Source organism: Pseudomonas azerbaijanoccidentalis, assembly GCF_019145495.1.
GTDB lineage: Bacteria > Pseudomonadota > Gammaproteobacteria > Pseudomonadales > Pseudomonadaceae > Aquipseudomonas > Aquipseudomonas azerbaijanoccidentalis.
In genome coordinates this window covers 704,857-725,888 of the sequence record NZ_JAHSTU010000004.1, presented here as the reverse complement: position 1 = coordinate 725,888, position 21,032 = coordinate 704,857, and the positions used below count along the sequence as shown (strand labels likewise).

The 21,032-nt window shown below is 57.9% G+C and carries 25 protein-coding genes; 15 read left to right on the top strand and 10 right to left on the bottom strand.

All coding sequences use genetic code 11. The features are described 5' to 3' along the window. Nucleotides 1-107 precede the first annotated feature (107 nt). Nucleotides 108-329, top strand: a complete 222-nt coding sequence (locus tag KVG88_RS17520; RefSeq protein WP_150704207.1) for a DUF1161 domain-containing protein — start codon at nt 108-110, stop codon at nt 327-329. Nucleotides 330-465: 136 nt separating this feature from the next. Here KVG88_RS17520 and KVG88_RS17515 read toward each other — a convergent pair whose 3' ends face one another. Next, nucleotides 466-1,467 (bottom strand): LLM class flavin-dependent oxidoreductase, encoded by a 1,002-nt coding sequence (locus KVG88_RS17515; protein ID WP_217872122.1) that lies wholly within the window; start codon nt 1,465-1,467, stop codon nt 466-468. 241 nt (nt 1,468-1,708) lie between these two features. Between KVG88_RS17515 and KVG88_RS17510 the strand changes: the two genes are divergently transcribed. Further along, nucleotides 1,709-2,140, top strand: a complete 432-nt coding sequence (locus KVG88_RS17510) for an OsmC family protein (RefSeq protein WP_150704205.1) — start codon at nt 1,709-1,711, stop codon at nt 2,138-2,140. A 181-nt stretch (nt 2,141-2,321) separates the two neighbouring features. After that, entirely contained in the window at nt 2,322-2,555 is a 234-nt protein-coding gene (locus tag KVG88_RS17505) for a DUF1161 domain-containing protein (RefSeq protein ID WP_150704204.1), read from the top strand. Nucleotides 2,556-2,561: 6 nt separating this feature from the next. Here KVG88_RS17505 and KVG88_RS17500 read toward each other — a convergent pair whose 3' ends face one another. After that, the gene (locus tag KVG88_RS17500; RefSeq protein WP_150704203.1) at nt 2,562-2,981 is read right to left on the bottom strand and encodes a PA0061/PA0062 family lipoprotein; all 420 of its coding nucleotides are present in this window, start codon (nt 2,979-2,981) and stop codon (nt 2,562-2,564) included. Nucleotides 2,982-3,021: 40 nt separating this feature from the next. Next, the gene (locus tag KVG88_RS17495) at nt 3,022-3,444 is read right to left on the bottom strand and encodes a PA0061/PA0062 family lipoprotein (protein WP_150704202.1); all 423 of its coding nucleotides are present in this window, start codon (nt 3,442-3,444) and stop codon (nt 3,022-3,024) included. A gap of 59 nt (nt 3,445-3,503) precedes the next feature. On the opposite strand from KVG88_RS17495, the gene KVG88_RS17490 reads away from it, so the two are divergent. Next, nucleotides 3,504-4,598, top strand: coding sequence for an aminopeptidase (locus KVG88_RS17490; protein ID WP_217872121.1), 1,095 nt, complete (start codon nt 3,504-3,506; stop codon nt 4,596-4,598). A 36-nt stretch (nt 4,599-4,634) separates the two neighbouring features. On the opposite strand, the gene KVG88_RS17485 is transcribed toward KVG88_RS17490, so the two are convergent. Together KVG88_RS17485 and KVG88_RS17480 are read right to left on the bottom strand one after the other, a co-directional pair. Continuing rightward, nucleotides 4,635-5,285, bottom strand: a complete 651-nt coding sequence (locus KVG88_RS17485) for an HAD family hydrolase (protein ID WP_217872120.1) — start codon at nt 5,283-5,285, stop codon at nt 4,635-4,637. A 29-nt stretch (nt 5,286-5,314) separates the two neighbouring features. Then, complete coding sequence (locus KVG88_RS17480) at nt 5,315-5,860, bottom strand: gamma carbonic anhydrase family protein (protein WP_150704199.1); 546 nt, start codon at nt 5,858-5,860, stop codon at nt 5,315-5,317. 62 nt (nt 5,861-5,922) lie between these two features. Between KVG88_RS17480 and prlC the strand changes: the two genes are divergently transcribed. Both prlC and KVG88_RS17470 read left to right on the top strand, forming a co-directional pair. Continuing rightward, nucleotides 5,923-8,001 (top strand): oligopeptidase A, encoded by a 2,079-nt coding sequence (gene prlC / locus KVG88_RS17475; protein ID WP_217872119.1) that lies wholly within the window; start codon nt 5,923-5,925, stop codon nt 7,999-8,001. Then, nucleotides 7,998-8,285 carry a YheV family putative zinc ribbon protein gene (locus KVG88_RS17470; protein WP_150704197.1) on the top strand — a complete coding sequence of 96 codons (288 nt, stop codon included), beginning with the start codon at nt 7,998-8,000 and terminating at the stop codon, nt 8,283-8,285. Before prlC ends, KVG88_RS17470 begins: the two co-directional genes overlap by 4 nt. A 42-nt stretch (nt 8,286-8,327) precedes the next feature. Here the strand turns inward: KVG88_RS17470 and KVG88_RS17465 are convergent, their stop codons facing one another. The 3 genes from KVG88_RS17465 to KVG88_RS17455 form a co-directional block, all read right to left on the bottom strand. After that, complete coding sequence (locus KVG88_RS17465) at nt 8,328-8,972, bottom strand: phosphatase domain-containing protein (RefSeq protein ID WP_217872118.1); 645 nt, start codon at nt 8,970-8,972, stop codon at nt 8,328-8,330. A 151-nt stretch (nt 8,973-9,123) separates the two neighbouring features. After that, complete coding sequence (locus KVG88_RS17460; protein WP_217872117.1) at nt 9,124-9,660, bottom strand: hypothetical protein; 537 nt, start codon at nt 9,658-9,660, stop codon at nt 9,124-9,126. Nucleotides 9,661-9,752: 92 nt separating this feature from the next. Next, nucleotides 9,753-10,055 (bottom strand): hypothetical protein, encoded by a 303-nt coding sequence (locus KVG88_RS17455; protein WP_150704194.1) that lies wholly within the window; start codon nt 10,053-10,055, stop codon nt 9,753-9,755. A gap of 222 nt (nt 10,056-10,277) precedes the next feature. Here KVG88_RS17455 and KVG88_RS17450 point away from each other — a divergent pair, with 222 nt between their 5' ends. The 3 genes from KVG88_RS17450 to KVG88_RS17440 all read left to right on the top strand — a co-directional run bounded on the left by KVG88_RS17450 (nt 10,278) and on the right by KVG88_RS17440 (nt 13,925). After that, entirely contained in the window at nt 10,278-11,336 is a 1,059-nt protein-coding gene (locus tag KVG88_RS17450; RefSeq protein ID WP_217872116.1) for a PA0069 family radical SAM protein, read from the top strand. A 242-nt stretch (nt 11,337-11,578) separates the two neighbouring features. Then, on the top strand, nt 11,579-12,310 hold the full coding sequence (locus tag KVG88_RS17445) for a carbonic anhydrase (protein ID WP_150704192.1): 732 nt from the start codon (nt 11,579-11,581) through the stop codon (nt 12,308-12,310). An 88-nt stretch (nt 12,311-12,398) separates the two neighbouring features. Continuing rightward, complete coding sequence (locus KVG88_RS17440; protein WP_217872115.1) at nt 12,399-13,925, top strand: SulP family inorganic anion transporter; 1,527 nt, start codon at nt 12,399-12,401, stop codon at nt 13,923-13,925. Between the two features lie 110 nt (nt 13,926-14,035). On the opposite strand, the gene KVG88_RS17435 is transcribed toward KVG88_RS17440, so the two are convergent. Beyond that, nucleotides 14,036-14,686 (bottom strand): hypothetical protein, encoded by a 651-nt coding sequence (locus KVG88_RS17435; protein ID WP_150704190.1) that lies wholly within the window; start codon nt 14,684-14,686, stop codon nt 14,036-14,038. 370 nt (nt 14,687-15,056) lie between these two features. Between KVG88_RS17435 and coxB the strand changes: the two genes are divergently transcribed. The 4 genes from coxB (at nt 15,057) to KVG88_RS17415 (ending at nt 19,447) form a co-directional block, all read left to right on the top strand. Next, complete coding sequence (gene coxB, locus KVG88_RS17430) at nt 15,057-16,184, top strand: cytochrome c oxidase subunit II (protein ID WP_150704189.1); 1,128 nt, start codon at nt 15,057-15,059, stop codon at nt 16,182-16,184. An 82-nt stretch (nt 16,185-16,266) separates the two neighbouring features. After that, nucleotides 16,267-17,853 carry a cytochrome c oxidase subunit I gene (gene ctaD, locus KVG88_RS17425; RefSeq protein WP_056854364.1) on the top strand — a complete coding sequence of 529 codons (1,587 nt, stop codon included), beginning with the start codon at nt 16,267-16,269 and terminating at the stop codon, nt 17,851-17,853. 129 nt (nt 17,854-17,982) lie between these two features. Continuing rightward, nucleotides 17,983-18,534 (top strand): cytochrome c oxidase assembly protein, encoded by a 552-nt coding sequence (locus KVG88_RS17420; RefSeq protein WP_034149469.1) that lies wholly within the window; start codon nt 17,983-17,985, stop codon nt 18,532-18,534. A gap of 25 nt (nt 18,535-18,559) precedes the next feature. Next, nucleotides 18,560-19,447, top strand: a complete 888-nt coding sequence (locus tag KVG88_RS17415; protein ID WP_150704188.1) for a cytochrome c oxidase subunit 3 — start codon at nt 18,560-18,562, stop codon at nt 19,445-19,447. Nucleotides 19,448-19,450: 3 nt separating this feature from the next. Here the strand turns inward: KVG88_RS17415 and KVG88_RS17410 are convergent, their stop codons facing one another. Then, nucleotides 19,451-19,654, bottom strand: coding sequence for a twin transmembrane helix small protein (locus tag KVG88_RS17410; RefSeq protein ID WP_008064738.1), 204 nt, complete (start codon nt 19,652-19,654; stop codon nt 19,451-19,453). Nucleotides 19,655-19,724: 70 nt separating this feature from the next. Here KVG88_RS17410 and KVG88_RS17405 point away from each other — a divergent pair, with 70 nt between their 5' ends. Further along, entirely contained in the window at nt 19,725-20,465 is a 741-nt protein-coding gene (locus KVG88_RS17405; protein ID WP_217872114.1) for an SURF1 family protein, read from the top strand. Further along, nucleotides 20,431-21,024, top strand: a complete 594-nt coding sequence (locus tag KVG88_RS17400) for a PA_0111/PP_0108 family redox-active disulfide protein (RefSeq protein ID WP_150704186.1) — start codon at nt 20,431-20,433, stop codon at nt 21,022-21,024. Before KVG88_RS17405 ends, KVG88_RS17400 begins: the two co-directional genes overlap by 35 nt. The last annotated feature ends 8 nt before the right edge of the window (nt 21,025-21,032 follow it).

Sequence of the window (21,032 nt, the reverse complement as noted above, 5' to 3'; positions counted from 1 at the left end):
CTTCTGAACTTGCGCGCTGGCCGATTGCCATAGGGAATGGCAAAGCGCTACATAAGTGCGTCCGGCCAATGCTGGACGCCCCTTTGATCCGACCGGGGATGCGACTGATGAAGAAGTTTATTTTAGCGATGGGTTTATTGAGCCTTGCAGGCACCGCGTTCGCCGCCGGTAAGTCTTGCGAAGAGCTCAAAGCTGAAATCGCGGCAAAACTGGATGCCAAGGGCGTTTCCGGGTATTCGCTGGAAATCGTCGATAAAGGCGCCGCGGCCGGCGGACAAGTCGTCGGCACCTGTGAAAGCGGCACCAAGGTCATCGTCTACAAGCGATAACCTGATTTCTTTAGCCAATAAAAAGCCGACGTCCATGACGTCGGCTTTTTTACTTGCTAGATCACGACCTGTAGCAGCTGGCGGAGCCTGCTGCTACGGGGAAATGAGCGCCAAGGTGATCGCTGTCCTCCTGGAATCAGCCCTTCATGACTTGCGCCAGCAGTTCGTAGGAATGCAGGCGATCGGCATGTTCGTACAGGTCGCAGGTAAAAATCAGCTCATCGGGCTGAGTCTGCTCGATCAGCACGTCCAGTTTCGCCCGGATCTTCTGCGGGCTGCCAATCACGGCCAGTCCCAGAAAATCCTGCACTGCGGCTTTCTCATGGGGCAGCCACAAGCCATCCATGGTTTCTACCGGTGGGCGTTGCACCAGGCTCTGACCACGCATCAGGGCCAGAATACGCTGGAACACTGAAGTGGCCAGATAATCGGCCTGCTCGTCGGTGTCGGCCGCCACCAGCGGCACGCCGAGCATTACGTAGGGTTTGTCCAGGACTGCAGAAGGCTTGAAGTGATTGCGGTAGACGCGAATCGCCTCGTGCATGAAGCGCGGTGCGAAATGGGACGCGAAGGCGTAAGGCAAACCCCGTTCACCTGCCAGTTGCGCGCTGAACAAACTGGAACCCAGCAGCCAGATCGGAACATTTGTACCGGTGCCCGGCATCGCGATAACGCGCTGGTCCGGTGTGCGAGGGCCGAGGTAACGCACCAGTTCTGCTACATCCTCGGGAAAGTCGTCGGCGCTGCCGGAGCGCTCGCGGCGCAGCGCACGGGCGGTCATCTGGTCCGAACCCGGCGCACGCCCAAGGCCCAGGTCGATCCGCCCTGGATACAGACTTTCCAGGGTGCCGAACTGTTCAGCAATCACCAGTGGCGCGTGGTTAGGCAACATCACCCCACCCGAACCGACACGAATGGTCGACGTCCCGCCTGCCAGATACCCCAGCAACACCGAGGTCGCGGAGCTGGCGATGCCATCCATGTTGTGGTGTTCGGCGACCCAAAAACGGTGGTAGCCGAATTTTTCGACATGTTGCGCCAGGTCCAGCGAGTTACGCAGCGACTGGGCTGCGCTGCCGTTTTCCCGCACGGGTACCAGATCGAGGGTCGAGAACTTGATATCGGACAGTCGTTTCATAAACCTGCTTCTCCAATTGAGGGCGCAGGTTTTGCTCGCGAACGAAAACCTGCCGAATCCAAAAGCGTGTTTCATGCAATGAGGGCATATACCCGAGTTTCAATAGCACCGGGAAAATTCCTACCAAAAAAGCGGACCGATCAGATGAGGTGAACTTTGCGTCTCGGTCTATCCTCAGAACCCTAGCGAACCAAAACCACAAAGGCGCGATCCTTCGCGCCGGATCTTGGAGGAGACAGGCATGGCTATCATCAAAAAAGCATCGGCCCATTGGGAAGGTGATCTGAAAACCGGCATCGGCTCGATTTCCACGGAAACCGGCGTGCTCCGGGAAGCACCTTACGGCTTCAAGGCGCGCTTCGAAGGCGGCAAAGGCACCAACCCTGAAGAACTGATCGGCGCCGCACATGCGGGGTGTTTTTCCATGGCGTTTTCCATGATCCTCGGCGACGCGGGCCTCAAGGCTGACAGTATCGATACCAATGCCGAAGTCACCCTGGACCAGGTGGATGGCGGTTTTGCAATAACCGCCGTGAAACTGATCCTCAAAGCCAAGATTCCGGGCGCGAGCCAGGCGCAGTTCGAGGAATTGAGTAACAAAGCCAAGGAAGGTTGCCCGGTGTCCAAAGTGCTGAATGCAAAAATCAGCCTGGATGCGACGTTGGTGAACTAATCCGGAGTCAAAGATCGCAGCCTTCGCCAGCGCCTACAAAGGCAGAGTGAATCTGCTGGAGCTGTCGCAGGCTGCGATCTTTTTTGCCTTGAAACAAAACAAGGCTGACAAAACTATGGTCGAATAAATGACAGCAGCAAAAACGCATGCCCCATGCGCGCTGCCTCAAGGAGCTTCAACCATGAAACGTTTTGCCTTGGCGGTTATCTGTTGCGCATTGGCCACATCAGCCCTTGCCGCACCCAAACCCTGTGAAGAACTCAAGGCCGAAATCGAAGCCAAGATTCAGGCCAGAGGCGTTACGTCCTACACCCTGGAAATCGTCACCAATGACGAAGTGCACGATCAGAATATGGTCGTGGGTTCGTGCGAAGGCGGTACCAAAAAAATCATCTACCAGAAGAATGATCGCTGACCGGCCTCACGGCACACAGTTGATCTGGCGCTCTTCGGCGACAATTTCACGTTTGGCGTTATACAGGCGTGCTTCCGGAGTGAATGCCATGGAGCGAGCTTGCAGCACATAACGCTGCCCGGCTTCGAAGTGATCGTACTTGATGATCATGTAGCACAGCCGTTCCGTGGAACCGCTGAACAAGTCCGCCCCTCCGCCAGGCACCTCAAAGTCAAAGCGCACCGTCAGCTCGTGGCTGCCGGGCGTCACCTGGAAGTAACGCCCTTCGCGCAACCGCTGATTGTCCAACCGCTCGGCCATCAGCAACTTATCGTTTGGGAAAGGCGTTGAGAAGTCGACCCACGCCATTTGCGGATTGGCTGCCGGCATCGGCGCCGAACAGCCAGCCACCGCAGTGGCGGTCAGTAACAGCATCAACCTGCGCATGATGAGCATCCCGAAGTCTGAATACTCAGAATAGCGCTGATCAGGTGCGTTGGCAGCCTGCCGGTGTGGCTTGGCCAATGACTTTTCGCTGTTGATCGTAAAGCTTGGCCCATGGCCGGAAACCGATGTTCCCCGCTTGCAGTTGATAACGCTCACCGGCGTTGAAACCGCTGAATTTCACGTTCATCTGGCAATCACGCCACAGCGGCTCGGCATCCGGACCGATGTTGGTGGGCTGCACCGGGAACTGATAGCGAACCGTCAGCTCATGGCTGCCCGGTTGCACCTCAAAATATCGTTTGTCGGTGGCTGCTTTATTGTCCACCTCCATCGCCAACAAAGCCGTGTCTTCCTGATGCGAATCCAGATCGATCCATGCCTGCGTCGGATCATGATGAGGTAATCCGAACCCGGCACAACCGGCCAGCATCAGCAGGCCTCCCGTCAGCATCAACTTGCGCATAGCGGAGCTCCAGTCAAGCGGGATAGTCTTGCGAGCAGACTCTCCAGAGATTTTTTATTTTGATCAGGCCGCGTCCAAGCCTTGGGTTACTTGATCGCGTTTTGCGCGTTTTGTTTCCGGGTGTGTTGCTTTTGTTGCTCAACGGTTGTTCCAGCGTCAGCTACTACAGCCAGTTGGCCAGTGGCCAGCTGCAACTGCTGCGGGCACGAGAGCCGGTTTCCGGTGTGATAGCCGATCCCCAGCGCGATCAGAAACTGCGTGCGCACTTGGCTGAATCGCAAAAGGCCCGGGCATTCGCCAGCCAACAGCTTCACCTGCCGGACAATCAGAGTTACCGCTTATACGCTGACATTGGCCGCCCTTATGTGGTCTGGAACGTATTCGCCACGCCGGAATTTTCCCTGAAGCCGCAAAATCACTGCTTCCCCATTGCCGGTTGCGTGGCCTATCGCGGCTACTACAGCCAGAGTGCGGCGCGTGGTGAAGCGGCGCTGCAACGTCTGCAAGGCCTGGACGTGACAATTGGTGGTGTCGAGGCGTATTCAACGCTGGGCTGGTTCAACGACCCGATCATAAGTTCGATGATGGGTTGGGGTGACGAACGCCTGGCGACGCTGATCTTTCACGAATTGGCGCATCAGCGCGTGTATGTAAAGGACGACACCGAATTCAATGAGTCCTTTGCCACCTTCATCGAACAGCAAGGCACTCGCCAGTGGCGCGCCTATCGCGGCCTCCCGGCAGACAACGGTACGCAGGCACAACAGCGGGATCAGTTCACTCAGTTAATCCTGAACACCCGCACGCGTCTGGAAACGCTATACGCCCAGCCGCTGGCACTCGAGCAAATGCGTCAGCGCAAAGCGGCGGAGTTCGAGCATATGCGCAGCGAATACCGTCAGATGCGAGACCGCAAATGGGCCGGGGACAAACGTTACGACGCCTGGATCAATGCGCCGATGAACAATGCCCGGTTGTTGCCGTTCGGTTTATATGATCAGTGGGTGCCGGCGTTTGCTGCGCTGTTCCAGCAGGAGGGCTGCGATTGGGTGAAATTTTATGCGGCTGCCCAAAAGCTGGGGGCGTTGCCGGTAGATGAGCGCAAAGTGGCGCTCAAAGTGTTGTCGGAATCAAAGAACATCAGTGGCGGATAGGTCCTCATCGCAGGCAAGCCCGCGATGGCGTACGGACTAGCGCTGCAAAAACGCCTGATGCATCTCGTCCAGCGTTTCAAAATGATAGGCCGGTGCTTCAGCGCTCAGCTCATCCCGACTGCCAAACCCGTACCCTACCGCCGCCGCGTCCAGGCCATTGCTACGCGCACCGATCAGGTCGTGCTTGCGATCGCCGATCATCAGCGTATTGGCCGGGTCCAGGCCTTCCTCGGCCATCAGGTGAGCGATCAGCTCGACTTTATTGGTCCGGGTTCCATCGAGTTCGCTGCCGTAAATCACTTTGAAGTGCTTGGCAAAGTCGAAATGCCGGGCGATTTCGCGGGCGAACACCCACGGCTTGGAGGTGGCGATGTAAAGCTGTCGCCCTTGTCCACCCAGGGTTTCGAGTAGTGGTGTGACACCCTCGAACACGCGGTTTTCGTAGAGGCCGGTGACTTTGAAACGTTCACGGTAAAAATTCACCGCTTCCCAGGCCTTCGGCTCATCAAAGTCATAGAACTGCATGAAGGCCTGCAACAACGGCGGCCCAATGAAATGTTCGAGTTTGGTCAGGTCAGGCTCATCGATGCCGAGCTTGCTCAAGGCAAACTGAATCGAACGAGTGATGCCCTCACGCGGGTCGGTGAGGGTGCCATCGAGGTCGAACAGAACGGTTTGGTAATGCATGAAAATTCCTGGGCAATAGCGAGACGTTTTCAGATGTGGTCGTAGCCTTCAGCCAGATGCAGATCCTTGAGCTTCACGTAGTTCGCCGCGCTGTAGGTGAAAAAGGCTTGTTCCTTGTCAGTCAGCGGCCGGACCTGCTTCACCGGGCTACCGACATACAGGAACCCGCTTTCCAGGCGCTTCCCCGGCGGCACCAGGCTACCGGCGCCAATAATCACATCGTCGGCGACCACAGCACCGTCCATGACGATGCTGCCCATGCCGATCAAGACCCGACTGCCGACGCTGCAGCCATGGAGCATGACTTTGTGGGCGATGGTCACGTCATCGCCGATCAGCAACGGGAAACCGTCAGGATTGAACGGTCCGGCATGGGTGATGTGCAACACGCAGCCATCCTGCACGCTGGTGCGCGCGCCGATGCGGATGCGGTGCATGTCGCCGCGGATCACCGTCAACGGCCATACCGAGCTGTCTTCGCCGATTTCGACGTCGCCGATCACCACCGCCGAGCGGTCGACAAAAGCGCCTTTGCCCAGCAGCGGCGTGTGGTTCTGATACTTGCGAAGATTCACGATAGGGTTTCTCTCTGTTGCTGATAGCTGCGGTGAACGTCGATTGTAATTAAGATGGCTGCATGTTTCTTCCAGCCAAGGTGCCAACCGTGAGCGTGAACAACCCTCTTTTGCAGTCCTACGACCTGCCGCCGTTCTCCGCGATCCGTGCCGAGCATGTGCAACCGGCCATTGAACAGATCCTGGCTGACAACCGCGCCGCCATTATCGAGATCCTCAAGACCCAGGGCAAACAACCGACCTGGGCCGGCCTGGTGCTGGCGATGGACGAGCTCAACGATCGCCTGGGCGCCGCCTGGAGCCCGGTCAGCCACTTGAATGCCGTGTGCAACAGCGCCGAACTGCGCGAAGCCTACGAGTCATGTCTGCCGGCCTTGAGCGCCTACTCCACTGAAATGGGCCAGAACCGTGAACTGTTCCAGGCCTATGAAGCCTTGGCCAACAGCCCGGAAGCCGCCGGTTTCGACGTCGCGCAAAAAACCATACTGGAACACGCCCTGCGTGACTTCCGTCTGTCGGGTATCGACCTGCCGGAAGCCGAGCAGAAGCGTTACGCCGAAGTGCAGAGCAAATTGTCCGAGCTGGGCAGCCGCTTCTCCAACCAGTTGCTCGACGCCACCCAAGCCTGGACCAAGCACATCACCGATGACGCGGCCCTTGCCGGCCTGACCGATTCGGCCAAGGCGCAAATGGCTGCCGCCGCGCAAGCCAAAGAGCTGGATGGCTGGCTGATCACTCTGGAATTCCCGAGCTACTACGCGGTGATGACCTACGCCCACGACCGTGCATTGCGCGAAGAAGTCTACGCCGCCTACTGCACCCGCGCATCGGACCAAGGCCCGAATGCCGGTCAGAACGATAACGGCCCAGTCATGGAAGAAATCCTCGACCTGCGTCAGGAGCTGGCAAAGCTTCTGGGCTTCGGCAGTTTTTCGGAATTGAGCCTGGCCACCAAAATGGCCGAATCCAGCGATCAGGTATTGAATTTCCTGCGCGACCTGGCTCAACGCAGCAAGCCGTTCGCCGCCCAGGACCTGCAACAGCTCAAGGCGTACGCCGCCGAACAAGGCTGCCCGGATCTGCAAAGCTGGGACAGCGGTTTCTACGGCGAGAAACTTCGCGAGCAGCGTTACAGCGTTGCCCAGGAAGCCTTGCGCGCTTACTTCCCGATCGACAAAGTCCTAAGCGGCCTGTTCGCTATCGTGCAACGCTTGTACGGGATCGAGATCGCCGAGCAAAAAGGTTTCGACACCTGGCACCCGGATGTTCGCCTGTTCGAAATCAAGGAAAACGGCCAACACGTCGGCCGATTCTTCTTCGACCTTTATGCCCGCGCCAACAAGCGCGGCGGTGCCTGGATGGACGGTGCCCGTGATCGTCGTCGCACCGCTGACGGTGTGCTGCAAAGCCCGGTGGCTAACCTGGTGTGCAACTTCACCCCGGCCGACAGCGGCAAACCTGCCCTGCTGACCCACGACGAAGTGACCACCCTGTTCCACGAGTTCGGTCACGGCCTGCATCACCTGCTGACCCGCGTCGAGCATGCCGGTGTCTCCGGCATCAACGGCGTGGCCTGGGATGCGGTCGAGTTGCCGAGCCAGTTCATGGAAAACTGGTGCTGGGAACCTGAAGGCCTGGCACTGATTTCTGGTCATTACGAAAGCGGCGAGCCACTGCCGCAGGACCTGCTGCAAAAAATGCTCGCGGCGAAAAACTTCCAGTCCGGCCTGATGATGGTCCGCCAGTTGGAGTTCTCGCTGTTCGACTTCGAACTGCATGCCACCCATGGCGACGGCCGCAGTGTGCTGCAAGTGCTCGAAGGCATACGCGATGAGGTTTCGGTCATGCGTCCGCCGGCCTACAACCGTTTCCCCAACAGCTTCGCCCACATCTTCGCGGGCGGTTACGCCGCGGGTTACTACAGCTACAAATGGGCTGAAGTACTGTCCGCCGACGCGTTCTCGAAGTTTGAAGAAGAAGGTGTGCTCAACGCGGACACCGGTCGCGCGTTCCGTGAAGCGATCCTGGCGCGAGGCGGTTCTCAGGAGCCGATGGTGCTGTTCGTCGACTTCCGTGGCCGTGAGCCGTCGATTGACGCACTCTTGCGCCACAGCGGCCTGAGTGAGGACGCGGCAGCATGAGTGAGGGTCCCGTGATTACCAAACGACGCTTTATCGCCGGGGCGGTTTGCCCGGCCTGCAGCGAGCCGGACAAGTTGATGATGTGGAACGAGGACAGCGTGCCGCATCGCGAGTGCGTGGCCTGCGGTTACTCCGACACGCTCAATGAACAAGGCCTGTCGGTGCCCAAGGAACTGGGCACGCGGGTCAATACTTCCGCCCTGAAGGTCGCGGATACCAAGGTTCAGGCTGTGCAGTTTTTCCCGAACCCTAAGCTGAAAAAGAAAACAGACGAACAGTCCTGAGTCGAAAGCGCCTTCCACTGTGCAATGCAGTGGAAGGCGCGACTACTGGAGATGGGCGGACTGAAACCAGTTTTTCATCGAGCACGCCGCGAACGGGCTGGTGCTGCAATCACCGTTGGCCAACGCCGTGCGAAGTTTGTCGACATCGGCCTGCATCATGTAACGCACCCCATCCTTGAAATGTGTGCTGTCACCGAAACCGCCCTGAGTCATTTCGTTCAACGCCTCTTCCTTGCTCCAACCCTGCACCACTACCCGGTACATGGCCGCTATCAGTCCGGTCCGGTCGGAACCATGTTTGCAGTGCATCAGCACCGGGCCGTTGGCTTCGGCGGTTTGAATGGTACGCAGGGCATTGAGTATATCGGCGTCATCGACGTGGTTGGTTCGGTAAGGCAAATGGACCTGCGTGACTTTTGCCGTGGACAACCAGCTCGCGTCTGACTCGGGCAGAAAGCTGATCACCGTGCCGACCTTGAGTTTTTCCAGCAACGGCAATGCCCCGCTGTCCGGCAATGCACTGCGGTACAGTGTCGACGACATCTGGAACAGGTTGTATTGAACCCCGACTGGCTGCGCCCAGTCTGTCGGGCGAGCAGAAACACTGTTGTCGGCAAGTGCAGGTGTGAGGTTGAACAAAGCGACCAGCGAAATACACATCGCAGGGAAAAAGCGCAGTAAGGACATGCTCGGGCGACCATCATGGAAGAGGGCTTGGATATTCCCGCCGAGCTTGATTCCCTCGCGGTCAAAGGGTCGTGAGCACTCTGTCAAAGAAACGTGAAGCAGCACGGCCGGCGAAAAAATCGGTCGTCCTGCCTCGTTCAAAAGACCATGTTTATAGCTTCAGCTTGATAAACGCGTGGGCTAACGACTGCAGATCATCCCCCACCTCTATCCTATCGCGCGTTTCCTCATCGAATTTCGTTATGTAGAAGTCCGGGTCGTCCTTGCGCTTTATTGCATCAAAGGCATCGAAAATAGAAAGCGGGTGTGGATGCTCGCCCGCGTCCCACATTTCGATCACGATTTGATTGAGCTCTCCGGTGGATAGATGGCGTAAGTATGCTGCGTTCTCGAGACCGATCGTTGATTGATGGTAATAAGCAAGCGCGAGCGCTGTTATCGCGTCAATATCTTTCTGATCGATACTGCTGTCCGGCGTCACATTGATATCGGACCAAGGGTCGAAATCAAGTTTTAACGCTCTCCCCTCTTCCTTTATATGCAATGTCAAAGGTGTAGAATTTTTAAAGCAATCGATTTGACCTGACACGAGCGTATCGACATTCCTCATGATAAATATCTTGATTTGGATGTCATCGACTTCCTCTATTTTCTGGAGGTATATCCCTGACGTTAGTAAATCAGACATGTTTTATCCTTGCAGCCATTTAAAGTGCACGCGATGAACGCCACGTGCACCCGATCATGACCTTAACAACAGGTCGGGTACTCAGCTTGAAATCACGGACTGACGATCGCCGCAAAAGCCTTTGCCAAAGCCTCTAGCTTGGCTTTATCGTCGGCATCGATATCGCCGTCACCGTCTACATCCTTGCCAACGCCACTGATACTGAAAGAGTTACCACGATCAGTAGAAACAGCATTGAAAAATACCGAGTCCACCAAAGCTTCAACTTGCTGTTGATTCTCTGCATCCCAACTTAACTCCTTGCGGGCAAGCTGCAACGAAACCAGTGTATTAGGCTCTGATGGACCTGGCTGCATCAGTTGAAGAAAAATACCGCGCTGATTGAAGAAAGACATGAATAATTCCTTTTATTCGTTTGTGGTTATTAGTACTGCTTGGAGAAATGAATATACGATCGAAAGTTAAAGTCATCCATGTTCTATATGTTTCTTTAATTTGCGTCTAACTTGTTTTTTACCCGTCTCGAATAAAACGACCTGCATCAGAGGCTGAACGGTACTGGTCGTTGCGTGCAAGCTCGGATACTGTATGAATATACAGACCCAGGAATTCCGTCGATGGCCACTCCTCTCCCTCCCCGCGGTCGTGGCACCGCCAGCAACCCGCACAATCGTTTCGCCCCGAATCAATCGGTGGCCGAGGATGACGGTTGGTATCAGGAAGTCCCTGTGACTCAAGGCACGGAAGTGCGCATCGAGACGGCGAAAACCATCATCACCCGCAATAACTCGCCAGACCTGCCTTTCGATCGCTCGATAAACCCTTATCGCGGCTGTGAACACGGCTGCATTTATTGCTATGCGCGGCCCAGTCACGCCTATTGGGACATGTCGCCCGGACTGGACTTCGAAACCAAGCTGATCGCCAAGACCAACGCCGTGGATGTGCTGGAACAACAACTGTCCAAACGCGGCTATAAATGCGCGCCGATTAACCTCGGCTCCAATACCGATCCGTATCAGCCGATCGAGCGTGAGTACAAGATCACCCGGCAAACCCTCGAAGTGCTGCTGCGGTACCGGCATCCAGTGACCATCGTCACCAAAGGCTCGTTGATCTTGCGCGACCTCGATCTGCTGGCCGAACTCGCCCGGCAACGATTGGTGGCGGTGATGATCAGCCTGACCACCCTCGACGATGAACTCAAACGCATCCTCGAACCGCGTGCCGCAGCGCCCAAGGCCAGGTTGCGCGCGATCAAAGTGATGCGCGAGGCGGGTATTCCGGTGGGCGTGCTGTGTTCACCGATGATTCCGATGATCAACGACAGCGAACTCGAAAGCCTGCTCACCGAAGCCCAGGCGGCCGGCGCGCAAAGTGCCGCTTACATGATGCTGCGCCTGCCACTGGAGGTGGCCCCGTTATTCGAGGAATGGCTGCTCGCTCACTACCCGCAACGTGCGGCGCATGTACTGAGCCTGATCCGCCAGAGCCGTGGCGGTGAGCTCTACGACAGCCGATTTGGCGCACGAATGCGTGGCGAAGGTCCCTTTGCTGAACTGTTGGCAATGCGCTTTGCCAAAGCTATCAGACGCCTGGGGCTCAACCACCGGGAGGGTTTCAATCTGGACTGCGAAGCCTTTTGTCCGCCGGGTCGCCAAATGTCACTGATTTGAGGACAATTGGCCTATCGTTGAGTATTGAAGAACGCGCTCAAAGATTAGGCCAGTCACGTTTTTTGTGACCTGGAACACACGTTCTAGAGCGCTTTATTCAGTTTGAGTTAAGATTCGGCCGCTACCTTGTTCATCGAGTGACTGACGGGTCGAGGTCTTCGACCTGGATGTTTTTTATACAGCCACTGGCTTCATACCGGACTACACGGGTAATTCCCTGACTCCGCCAAAGAGGATGAATCATGAGTGACAAGGATAAACAGCCGTTGGCTGCGTCGGCTTCCACCCAACCCGAGGCGGAAACCGCCGATGCAGCGTTGAAGCATATCGTTGACGGCTTTTTGCATTTTCATCATGAGGTCTTTCCACAGCAGGAAGAACTCTTCAAGAAACTCGCCACGGCGCAACAGCCACGGGCGATGTTCATTACCTGCGCCGACTCGCGCATCGTGCCTGAACTGATCACCCACAGCTCGCCCGGCGACCTGTTCGTGACCCGCAATGTCGGCAACGTCGTACCGCCTTACGGGCAGATGAATGGTGGCGTTTCCACCGCCATCGAGTACGCGGTGCTAGCGCTGGGCGTGCAGCACATCATCATTTGCGGCCACTCCGATTGTGGCGCGATGCGGGCAGTGCTCAACCCAGACAGCCTGGAAAAAATGCCCACGGTCAAAGCCTGGCTACGGCATGCGGAAGTCGCCAAAACCATGGTGCACGACAACTGCAACTGCGCCGACGAAAACGAGACCATGCATATCCTCACTGAGGAAAATGTCATCGCTCAATTGCAGCACTTGCGCACCCATCCCTCGGTAGCCTCGCGCATGGCGAACGGTCATCTGTTCATCCATGGCTGGGTCTACGACATCGAAACCAGCGAGATAAAAGCTTACGACGCCGATCAGGGTTGTTTCCTGCCGCTCAATGGCAGCCTGCCCATTCCGGTGGCGACGCCCAAAGCGCGCTTCTAAAACCTCCTAAATCCGTGTGGACAAGTCGAGGCTGCCGATCAGGCAGCCTGGCTTCGCCATGCCTGAAGAAAACTTCGGGAGAATCATCATGCGTGCTGCGCAAATCAAAGCTGTTTTGCCACGGGAGCTGCTCGCTTCTGTGGTCGTGTTTCTGGTCGCCCTACCGCTGTGCATGGGCATTGCCATCGCTTCAGGGCTACCGCCAGCCAAAGGCTTGATCACCGGGATCATCGGTGGCCTGGTAGTCGGCTGGCTGGCCGGCTCGCCGTTACAAGTGAGCGGGCCCGCCGCCGGTTTGGCGGTGCTGGTCTTCGAACTGGTACGCCAGCACGGCGTGGCCATGCTCGGGCCGATCTTGCTACTCGCCGGTTTTCTGCAATTGGTGGCCGGTCGCTTGAAACTGGGCTGCTGGTTCCGCGTGACGGCACCCGCCGTTGTGTACGGCATGCTTGCCGGTATTGGGGTGTTAATCGTCCTCTCACAAGTGCATGTGATGCTCGATGCAGCGCCAAAACCGTCTGGGCTGGATAACCTCGCGACTTTCCCCGCCGCCGTCGCCCAGGCGCTGCCATCCCTAGGCTGGCAGGCCGGTCTGTTGGGGTTATCGACCATCGCCGTCATGTGGCTGTGGGAAAAACTACGCCCGCATTCCCTGCGTTTCATTCCCGGTGCGCTGCTCGGCGTGGGCCTTGCCACCGCCGCCAGCCTGATCATGTCGCTGCAGGTCAAACGGGTGCAAGTGCCGGCCAATCTGGCGGAAGCCATTGATTGGCTACGACCGGCCGACCTGCTCAACCTGGCGGACCCTACCCTGCTGATCGCCGCGTTTGCAGTGGCCTTCATTGCCAGTGCCGAAACCCTGCTGTCGGCTGCCGCGGTCGACCGGATGCATAGCGGGCAGCGTTCGGACTTCGACCGGGAGTTGTCGGCGCAAGGCGTCGGCAACATGCTTTGCGGCCTGCTCGGCGCATTGCCGATGACAGGTGTGATCGTGCGCAGCTCGGCCAATGTCCAGGCCGGCGCCACCACTCGTTACTCAACGATTTTCCACGGCCTGTGGTTGTTGGCGTTCGTGTTGTTGCTGTCGAGTGTGCTGCAAAGCATTCCGGTGGCCAGTCTGGCAGGTGTTCTGGTGTACACCGGTTTCAAATTGGTGGATCTGAAGGCCTTTCGCGGCTTGGGACGCTATGGCCGGATGCCAATGTTCACTTATGCCGCCACCGCATTGGCCATCGTTTTCACGGACCTGCTGACCGGTGTATTGATCGGCTTCGGCCTGACACTGGTGAAGCTGGCATTGAAGGCTTCACGGCTTAAAATCAACCTGATCGATTTGCCTGAAGCAGGGGAAATGGAACTGCGTCTGGCAGGGGCGGCGACCTTTCTCAAAGTGCCGGCGCTGACCAAGGTACTGGGGACCATTCCCGAGGGCGCGACGGTGCATGTACCGCTCAATAACCTGAGCTACATCGACCACTCGTGTCTGGAATTGCTGGAAGAATGGGGCCGGGCGAATGCGGCCAAGGGCTCGAAGTTGTTGATTGAGTCGCGAGGGTTGAAGCGCAGGCTCGAGGGACGAGTACGGACTAACACTGGCATAGGTGCGGCGGGCTAATAAACCTGTAGGAGCGAGCCTGCTCGCGATGACAATTGATCATTCAACATTGTTGTCGACTGATACAACGTTATCGCGAGCAGGCTCACTCCCACACGATCTATGTTGGATCAGGCGACTGTCTGATCCAGCTCCAGGCCCACGCCCAAGCGGCGGGACATGCACGGCCAGCGCTTCCACGCAGCGCCAGTCTCCGGGCTGCTGAGCTTCTCGCGGTAGGCTTCCACCGACTCCAGCGCGAAACTCTCTTCGCTCAGCATCTCGTCGAAGGCGTGATGCACGACCTCATCGAGTTGGTTGGCAAATTCCTCACCGATCAACTGGTGAGCGATCAGGTTGGCGACAGTCATGTCCAAGGGGATCAGTGGCTGGCCAAAATGCTTGATGTACAGGTCGTTGACCTCTTCGACAAAGCGGTGCGCCAGATAGGCTTCATCCAGCAGGCTGTCGAGCCCGACGTGCCCGGCCATGATCGCCGGCGGCTGGAGGAAGTACTGTTCGGCAATTTTCAACACCGGTTTGATCTGTGACTCGATACCCGCTTCCCTGGCGACTTCATTGGCTGCATCCAGCAGATCAGGAACTTCGTCAATGTAAGCGCTGACAAAACGCGTCAACACGCCATTGGCGTCGTTCTCCGGCAATTGGATCGCCGGGTGTAGATGAGGCAGCTTGCTTTCCAGCTGACGAGTCAGCAGTCCGGTTTCTTTTTCGTGCTGTTGGGCTGTTTGGATCTGCTCGCGCAATGCGGCGGTGTTCATGAAAACTCCAGGAAACAAAGGCAATGAAATAGGGAAGACATAACTTAGCTGGCTTACGATAAATGCTAAGACGCATTTGTCATAAATGTTTCATCCTTGAGACGCCCCCGTTATATCGGTTTGCCACCACTCGTCTGCATCCTTCTCCATTCGTGCCCTGCAACGCAAGTTAATGCTGTTTCAGATGATTTACGCCTTCGCATTGCGAGGTGAGAGTCGCTGTCTATACTCGGGTTGGAATGGAGTCAGCTGATGACGCCCGACTGCATATGCAGCAAGGCCCGGTGCTCAAGTTCGTAGTCTGATGCAGCCGCTCCCTTGCCGCAGGTGAAAGCCGGCGGGATAACAAGAACGATAAGGGGAACCCGCAATGATGCGACATCCACATGTCTGGATGGGCCTCCTGTTGTGGTCGATTTTCAGTCAGGCGCAAGCGGCCTGGACTGTGAATATGGCGCCTGGAGCGACTGAAATCAGTCACGCTGTGTTTGACCTGCACATGACCATTTTCTGGATCTGTGTGGTGATCGGCATCATCGTCTTTGGTGCCATGTTCTGGTCGATGATCCTGCACCGGCGCTCGACGGGGCAGGTGGCGGCCAAGTTTCATGAAAGCACCACCGTCGAAATTCTCTGGACCATCGTGCCCTTCATCATTCTGGTGGCCATGGCGGTTCCCGCGACGGCGACCCTGATCAAGATGTACGACGCCAGTGAGCCGGATATCGATATCCAGGTCACCGGCTACCAATGGAAATGGCATTACAAATACCTGGGCCAGGACGTCGAGTTCTTCAGCAACCTGGCCACCCCCGCCGATCAGATCCACAACAAGGAAACCAAGGGCGAGCACTACTTGCTTGAGGTCGACAAGCCGTTGGTGCTGCCGATTGGCGCCAAAGTGCGCTTCCTTGTGACGTCTGCCGACGTGATCCACTCCTGGTGGGTGCCGGCCTTTGCGGTCAAGCGGGATGCAATCCCGGGGTTCGTCAACGAAGCCTGGACGCGCGTTGACAAGCCCGGCATCTACCGTGGCCAGTGCGCCGAACTGTGCGGCAAGGACCATGGGTTCATGCCGATCGTGGTCGAGGTCAAGGAAAAGGCCGATTACGAAAAATGGCTGGCCGAGCGCAAGGCGGAAGCCGCGCAACTCAAAGAGCTGACCAGCAAGGAATGGACCCTCGACGAGCTCAAGGAGCGAGGCGACAAGGTCTATCACACCACTTGCGTGGCCTGTCACCAGGCTGAGGGCCAGGGTCTGCCGCCGATGTTCCCGGCACTCAAGGGCTCGAAAATCGCCACCGGTCCCAAAGATGCACACCTGAGCATTGTCTTCCACGGCAAGCCCGGCACCGCCATGGCGGCGTTCGGCAAGCAGCTCTCGGAAGTCGATATTGCGGCGGTCGTGACCTACGAACGTAACGCCTGGGGCAACAACAAGGGCGACATGGTCACGCCAAAAGAAGTGCTGGAGCTGAAACAGGCGGAAAGCAAATGACCCGGTCTATTGCGTACCTCAGGAACCGGTCTGGGCAGCGCGCCCCGGCCTGCCCAGCCCATCTGTTTGCAGGAGACAAGCCATGAGCGCCGTCATTGATGACCATGGTCATGCCGACCACGCCCACGGCCCCGCCAAAGGCCTGATGCGCTGGGTGCTGACCACCAACCACAAGGACATCGGCACGTTGTACCTGTGGTTCGCGTTTTCCATGTTCCTGCTCGGCGGCTCGTTTGCGATGGTGATTCGCGCCGAGCTATTCCAGCCGGGGCTGCAAATCGTCCAGCCGGAATTTTTCAACCAGATGACCACCATGCACGGCCTGGTGATGGTCTTCGGTGCGGTGATGCCGGCATTCGTCGGCCTCGCCAACTGGATGATTCCGCTGATGGTCGGTGCGCCGGACATGGCCCTGCCACGGATGAACAACTTCAGCTTCTGGCTGTTGCCGGCGGCGTTCATCCTACTGGTTTCGACCCTGTTCACGCCGGGCGGTGGGCCGAACTTCGGCTGGACGTTCTACGCGCCGCTGTCGACGACCTATGCGCCGGAAAGCGTGACGTTCTTCATCTTCGCCATCCACTTGATGGGGATCAGTTCGATCATGGGCGCGATCAACGTGATCGCCACCATTCTCAACCTGCGCGCCCCCGGCATGACGTTGATGAAAATGCCGCTGTTCGTCTGGACCTGGCTGATCACCGCGTTCCTGCTGATCGCGGTGATGCCGGTACTGGCCGGGTGCGTGACGATGATGCTGATGGACATCCACTTCGGCACCAGCTTCTTCAGTGCTGCCGGTGGCGGTGACCCGGTGCTGTTCCAGCACGTGTTCTGGTTCTTCGGTCACCCCGAGGTGTACATCATGATTCTGCCGGCCTTCGGTGCCGTCAGCTCGATCATCCCGACCTTCTCGCGCAAGCCGCTGTTCGGCTACACCTCGATGGTCTACGCCACGGCGAGTATTGCGTTCCTGTCGTTCATCGTCTGGGCGCACCACATGTTCGTGGTCGGTATTCCGCTGGTGGGCGAGTTGTTCTTCATGTACGCCACGCTGCTGATCGCGGTGCCAACCGGGGTGAAGGTGTTCAACTGGGCGAGCACCATGTGGCAAGGCTCGCTGACCTTCGAGACGCCGATGCTGTTTGCGGTGGCGTTCGTGATCCTGTTCTCCATCGGCGGTTTCTCCGGGTTGATGCTGGCCATTGCCCCAGCGGACTTCCAGTACCAGGACACTTACTTCGTGGTCGCGCACTTCCACTATGTATTGGTGCCGGGTGCGATCTTCGGGATCTTCGCTTCCGCCTATTACTGGATGCCGAAGTGGACCGGCCACATGTACGACGAAACCCTCGGCAAGCTGCACTTCTGGCTGTCGTTCATCGGCATGAACATGGCTTTCTTCCCGATGCACTTCGTGGGCCTGGCCGGCATGCCGCGGCGGATTCCGGACTACAACCTGCAGTTCGCCGACTTCAACATGGTGTCGTCGATCGGCGCGTTCATGTTCGGCGCCACGCAGATCTTCTTCCTGTTCATCGTGATCAAAACCATTCGCGGCGGCCCGCCAGCACCGGCCAAACCTTGGGATGGGGCTGAGGGTCTGGAGTGGAGCATTCCGTCACCGGCGCCGTATCACACCTTCACCACGCCGCCGGAAGTGAAATGAACAATTTCTGTCTTGCGGAAATTCCTGTGGGAGCTGGCTTGCCAGCGATGGGATCACCGCGGTGTGTCAGGCATGCAGCCATCGCTGGCAAGCCAGCTCCCACAGGGTTCTCGGTAGAGGGCATAGGTCATGGCTGATTCGATTTCGATGAAGAAGCTGGTCACTCGACTATTACTGGTGGTGGTCGCGATGTTTGTGTTCGGGTTTGCCCTGGTGCCGATCTACGACGTGATGTGCAAGGCGTTCGGCATCAACGGCAAGACCGCCGGGCAGTACGAAGGCGAGCAAACGGTCGACACCTCGCGGCAGGTTCGCGTGCAATTTCTGTCGACCAACTCGGCCGACATGTCGTGGGATTTCTATCCCAAGCACGATGAACTGACGGCCAACCCCGGGGCGGTGAACGAGATGATCTTCATTGCACACAATCCCACCGACAAGCCGATGAGCGCCCAGGCTGTGCCGAGCATCGCACCCAGCGCAGCGGCGGCGTATTTCCACAAGACCGAATGTTTCTGCTTTACCCAGCAAGTGCTGCAGCCCGGTCAGCGGATCGAGATGCCGGTACGTTTCATCGTTGACCGTGACATGCCCAAGGATGTGAAGCACCTGACGCTGTCCTACACGCTGTTCGATATCACCGCCCGACATCCACCGGTCGCAGTAAACACTGGCGGTTGAGCGTGCCCGATAAGGAGAACAATAAATGGCAACTCATGAACATTATTACGTTCCGGCCCAGAGCAAATGGCCGATCATCGCCACGGTCGGGATGTTCGTCACGGTGTTCGGCCTGGCCACCTGGTTCAACGACCTGAAAGCGGCGCGGCCCGAATCCCACGGCCCGCTGATCTTTTTTGTCGGTGGCTTGCTGCTGGCCTACATGTTGTTCGGCTGGTTCGGCACGGTGATCAAGGAGAGTCGCGGCGGCTTATACAGCGCGCAGATGGATCGCTCGTTTCGCTGGGGCATGAGCTGGTTCATCTTCTCGGAGGTGATGTTCTTCATCGCCTTCTTCGGCGCACTGTTTTATGTGCGCCACGTTTCCGGGCCGGCTTTGGGCGGCGAAGGTGCCAAGGGCATCGCCCACATGCTATGGCCGAGCTTCGAGTTCACCTGGCCACTGCTGAACAACCCGGATTCCAAACTGTTTCCGCCACCCAAGGACGTCATCAGCCCTTGGGGCTTGCCGCTGCTCAACACCGTGCTGTTGGTGAGCTCCAGCGTCACCGTGACCATCGCACACCATGCCCTGAAAAAAGGCCATCGCGGCGCGCTGAAACTGTGGCTGGCGATCACCGTATTGCTGGGCTGCGCGTTCCTCGGCTTTCAGGCCGAAGAATACATCCACGCTTACCACGAACTGGGCCTGACCCTGGGTTCGGGCATCTACGGTGCCACGTTTTTCATGCTCACCGGGTTCCACGGCGCGCACGTGACCATCGGCACCATCATCCTGTTCGTGATGCTGATGCGGATCATGCGCGGGCATTTCGACAACGAGCATCAGTTCGGCTTCGAGGCGGCGAGTTGGTATTGGCACTTCGTGGACGTGGTGTGGATCGGGTTGTTCGTTTTCGTCTACGTGCTCTAAGCCCTACCAAGGGGCATGAGACACCAACTGGCCGCTGAAAAAACCCCAGGCAATCAAGCCGACGGTAATGGCGGCCAGCGCTACACGAACACTCAAGGCAATGACGAGGCGGTTCGAGCTGCTGTCGTCCTTGACCAGAAAAAACAGGCCGCTGAACAGGCTGACAACCGTGGCAATCAGCATCAGGACGATGGCTGCTTTGAGCATGGTGAGACTCCGGGGGACTAGCGATGCACTTGAGTATAGCTATCGCACCGACTGACTTTCTGGCGCTGCCATGAAGCGCTTCCGGCCGGGCATCGTGCCGACACTGGTGGTCGCCCTGCTGCTGCCGCTGCTGGTGTCGCTCGGGTTCTGGCAATTGGGCCGGGGTGCGGAGAAGAGCGCGCTGCTGCAAACCTACACCGAACGCCGGGCTGCCGAACCGATGGCCAGCACTGAACTCCAGAACAGCGCCGATCCGGCTTTCCGCCGGGTTCGCCTGCATGGCCAGTTCGATGCCGCCCACAGTCTGTTGCTGGATAACCGTCAACGAGACGGCAAGGTTGGCGTCGAGCTGCTGCAACCGTTTCAGGATCAGGCGACCGGGCTCTGGCTGCTGGTCAATCGTGGCTGGCTGCCATGGCCCGACCGGCGCACACCGCCGCAATTCACCACACCCACTCAGGCGTTGAGCCTGGATGCCTGGGTTTACGTGCCGCCCGGCGCGACCTTCCAGTTGCACGCCGATCCCGACACCACAACCTGGCCGCAACTGGTCACGGCAGTCGTTCCGACCAAACTCTGGGCCGGCCTCGAGCGTGATGGCTTCGCCTATGAATTACGCGCCGAAACCGGGCCGGCGACTTACCAGGCCGATTGGCCGGTGGTTGCCATGGGCCCGGAAAAACACATCGCTTATGCCGTGCAGTGGTTCGCTATGTCGATTGCCCTGTTCGGCCTTTATCTCTACCTCGGCTGGCACAACGCAAAGGAGAAACACCATGGGAGCGGCCATGAATCCACCCAGCATGTCTGAGGCAAAACCGTCGGTGAACCGGCGCAAAGGACGCTTGCAGTTGCTGCTGATTCTGCTCGGGGTCATCGGGCCGATGGTCCTCGCCACGGGCATGTACAAACTGCAGTTCTGGGTGCCGGAAGGTCGCAGCTATCACGGCGAATTGATCGGCAATGGCCAGACCCGCGCCGACCTTGGCGTGCAGGCACAGGAAGAGCGCTGGCAGTTGCTGGTGACCGCACCCAAGGACTGCGCCGTCGATTGCCAGCAACTGGTGTATCTGGCGCGGCAGGTTCAGATCGGCCTGGGTCGCGACGCGGGGCGTGCCAGCCATGCCATCGCCGTCGCGCAGCCGTTGGCAACCGATTACGAGGCCAAGCTGACCCGCGAGTATCCGCAGCTGCAACGCTACCCGCTGGACCTCAACACCTTCAGCAAGGCCAATGGTGACAAGACCGCGCCGCAACTGTGGATCATCGACCCGCACGGCAATCTGGTGTTGCGCTACGACCCTGCGGTGAAGGGTAAGGACCTGCTCAACGACCTGCGTCACCTGCTGAAACTGTCCAACATCGGATAAGGGCATCG

Bases quoted from the DNA above. Each gene is read 5' to 3' on its own strand.
- KVG88_RS17520 (WP_150704207.1), top strand. From the start codon at position 108: ATGAAGAAGTTTATTTTAGCGATGGGTTTATTGAGCCTTGCAGGCACC.
- KVG88_RS17515 (WP_217872122.1), bottom strand. From the start codon at position 1,467: ATGAAACGACTGTCCGATATCAAGTTCTCGACCCTCGATCTGGTACCC.
- KVG88_RS17510 (WP_150704205.1), top strand. From the start codon at position 1,709: ATGGCTATCATCAAAAAAGCATCGGCCCATTGGGAAGGTGATCTGAAA.
- KVG88_RS17505 (WP_150704204.1), top strand. From the start codon at position 2,322: ATGAAACGTTTTGCCTTGGCGGTTATCTGTTGCGCATTGGCCACATCA.
- KVG88_RS17500 (WP_150704203.1), bottom strand. From the start codon at position 2,981: ATGCGCAGGTTGATGCTGTTACTGACCGCCACTGCGGTGGCTGGCTGT.
- KVG88_RS17495 (WP_150704202.1), bottom strand. From the start codon at position 3,444: ATGCGCAAGTTGATGCTGACGGGAGGCCTGCTGATGCTGGCCGGTTGT.
- KVG88_RS17485 (WP_217872120.1), bottom strand. From the start codon at position 5,285: ATGCATTACCAAACCGTTCTGTTCGACCTCGATGGCACCCTCACCGAC.
- prlC (WP_217872119.1), top strand. From the start codon at position 5,923: ATGTTTCTTCCAGCCAAGGTGCCAACCGTGAGCGTGAACAACCCTCTT.
- KVG88_RS17470 (WP_150704197.1), top strand. From the start codon at position 7,998: ATGAGTGAGGGTCCCGTGATTACCAAACGACGCTTTATCGCCGGGGCG.
- KVG88_RS17465 (WP_217872118.1), bottom strand. From the start codon at position 8,972: ATGTCCTTACTGCGCTTTTTCCCTGCGATGTGTATTTCGCTGGTCGCT.
- KVG88_RS17460 (WP_217872117.1), bottom strand. From the start codon at position 9,660: ATGTCTGATTTACTAACGTCAGGGATATACCTCCAGAAAATAGAGGAA.
- KVG88_RS17455 (WP_150704194.1), bottom strand. From the start codon at position 10,055: ATGTCTTTCTTCAATCAGCGCGGTATTTTTCTTCAACTGATGCAGCCA.
- KVG88_RS17450 (WP_217872116.1), top strand. From the start codon at position 10,278: ATGGCCACTCCTCTCCCTCCCCGCGGTCGTGGCACCGCCAGCAACCCG.
- KVG88_RS17445 (WP_150704192.1), top strand. From the start codon at position 11,579: ATGAGTGACAAGGATAAACAGCCGTTGGCTGCGTCGGCTTCCACCCAA.
- KVG88_RS17440 (WP_217872115.1), top strand. From the start codon at position 12,399: ATGCGTGCTGCGCAAATCAAAGCTGTTTTGCCACGGGAGCTGCTCGCT.
- KVG88_RS17435 (WP_150704190.1), bottom strand. From the start codon at position 14,686: ATGAACACCGCCGCATTGCGCGAGCAGATCCAAACAGCCCAACAGCAC.
- coxB (WP_150704189.1), top strand. From the start codon at position 15,057: ATGATGCGACATCCACATGTCTGGATGGGCCTCCTGTTGTGGTCGATT.
- ctaD (WP_056854364.1), top strand. From the start codon at position 16,267: ATGAGCGCCGTCATTGATGACCATGGTCATGCCGACCACGCCCACGGC.
- KVG88_RS17420 (WP_034149469.1), top strand. From the start codon at position 17,983: ATGGCTGATTCGATTTCGATGAAGAAGCTGGTCACTCGACTATTACTG.
- KVG88_RS17415 (WP_150704188.1), top strand. From the start codon at position 18,560: ATGGCAACTCATGAACATTATTACGTTCCGGCCCAGAGCAAATGGCCG.
- KVG88_RS17410 (WP_008064738.1), bottom strand. From the start codon at position 19,654: ATGCTCAAAGCAGCCATCGTCCTGATGCTGATTGCCACGGTTGTCAGC.
- KVG88_RS17405 (WP_217872114.1), top strand. From the start codon at position 19,725: ATGAAGCGCTTCCGGCCGGGCATCGTGCCGACACTGGTGGTCGCCCTG.
- KVG88_RS17400 (WP_150704186.1), top strand. From the start codon at position 20,431: ATGGGAGCGGCCATGAATCCACCCAGCATGTCTGAGGCAAAACCGTCG.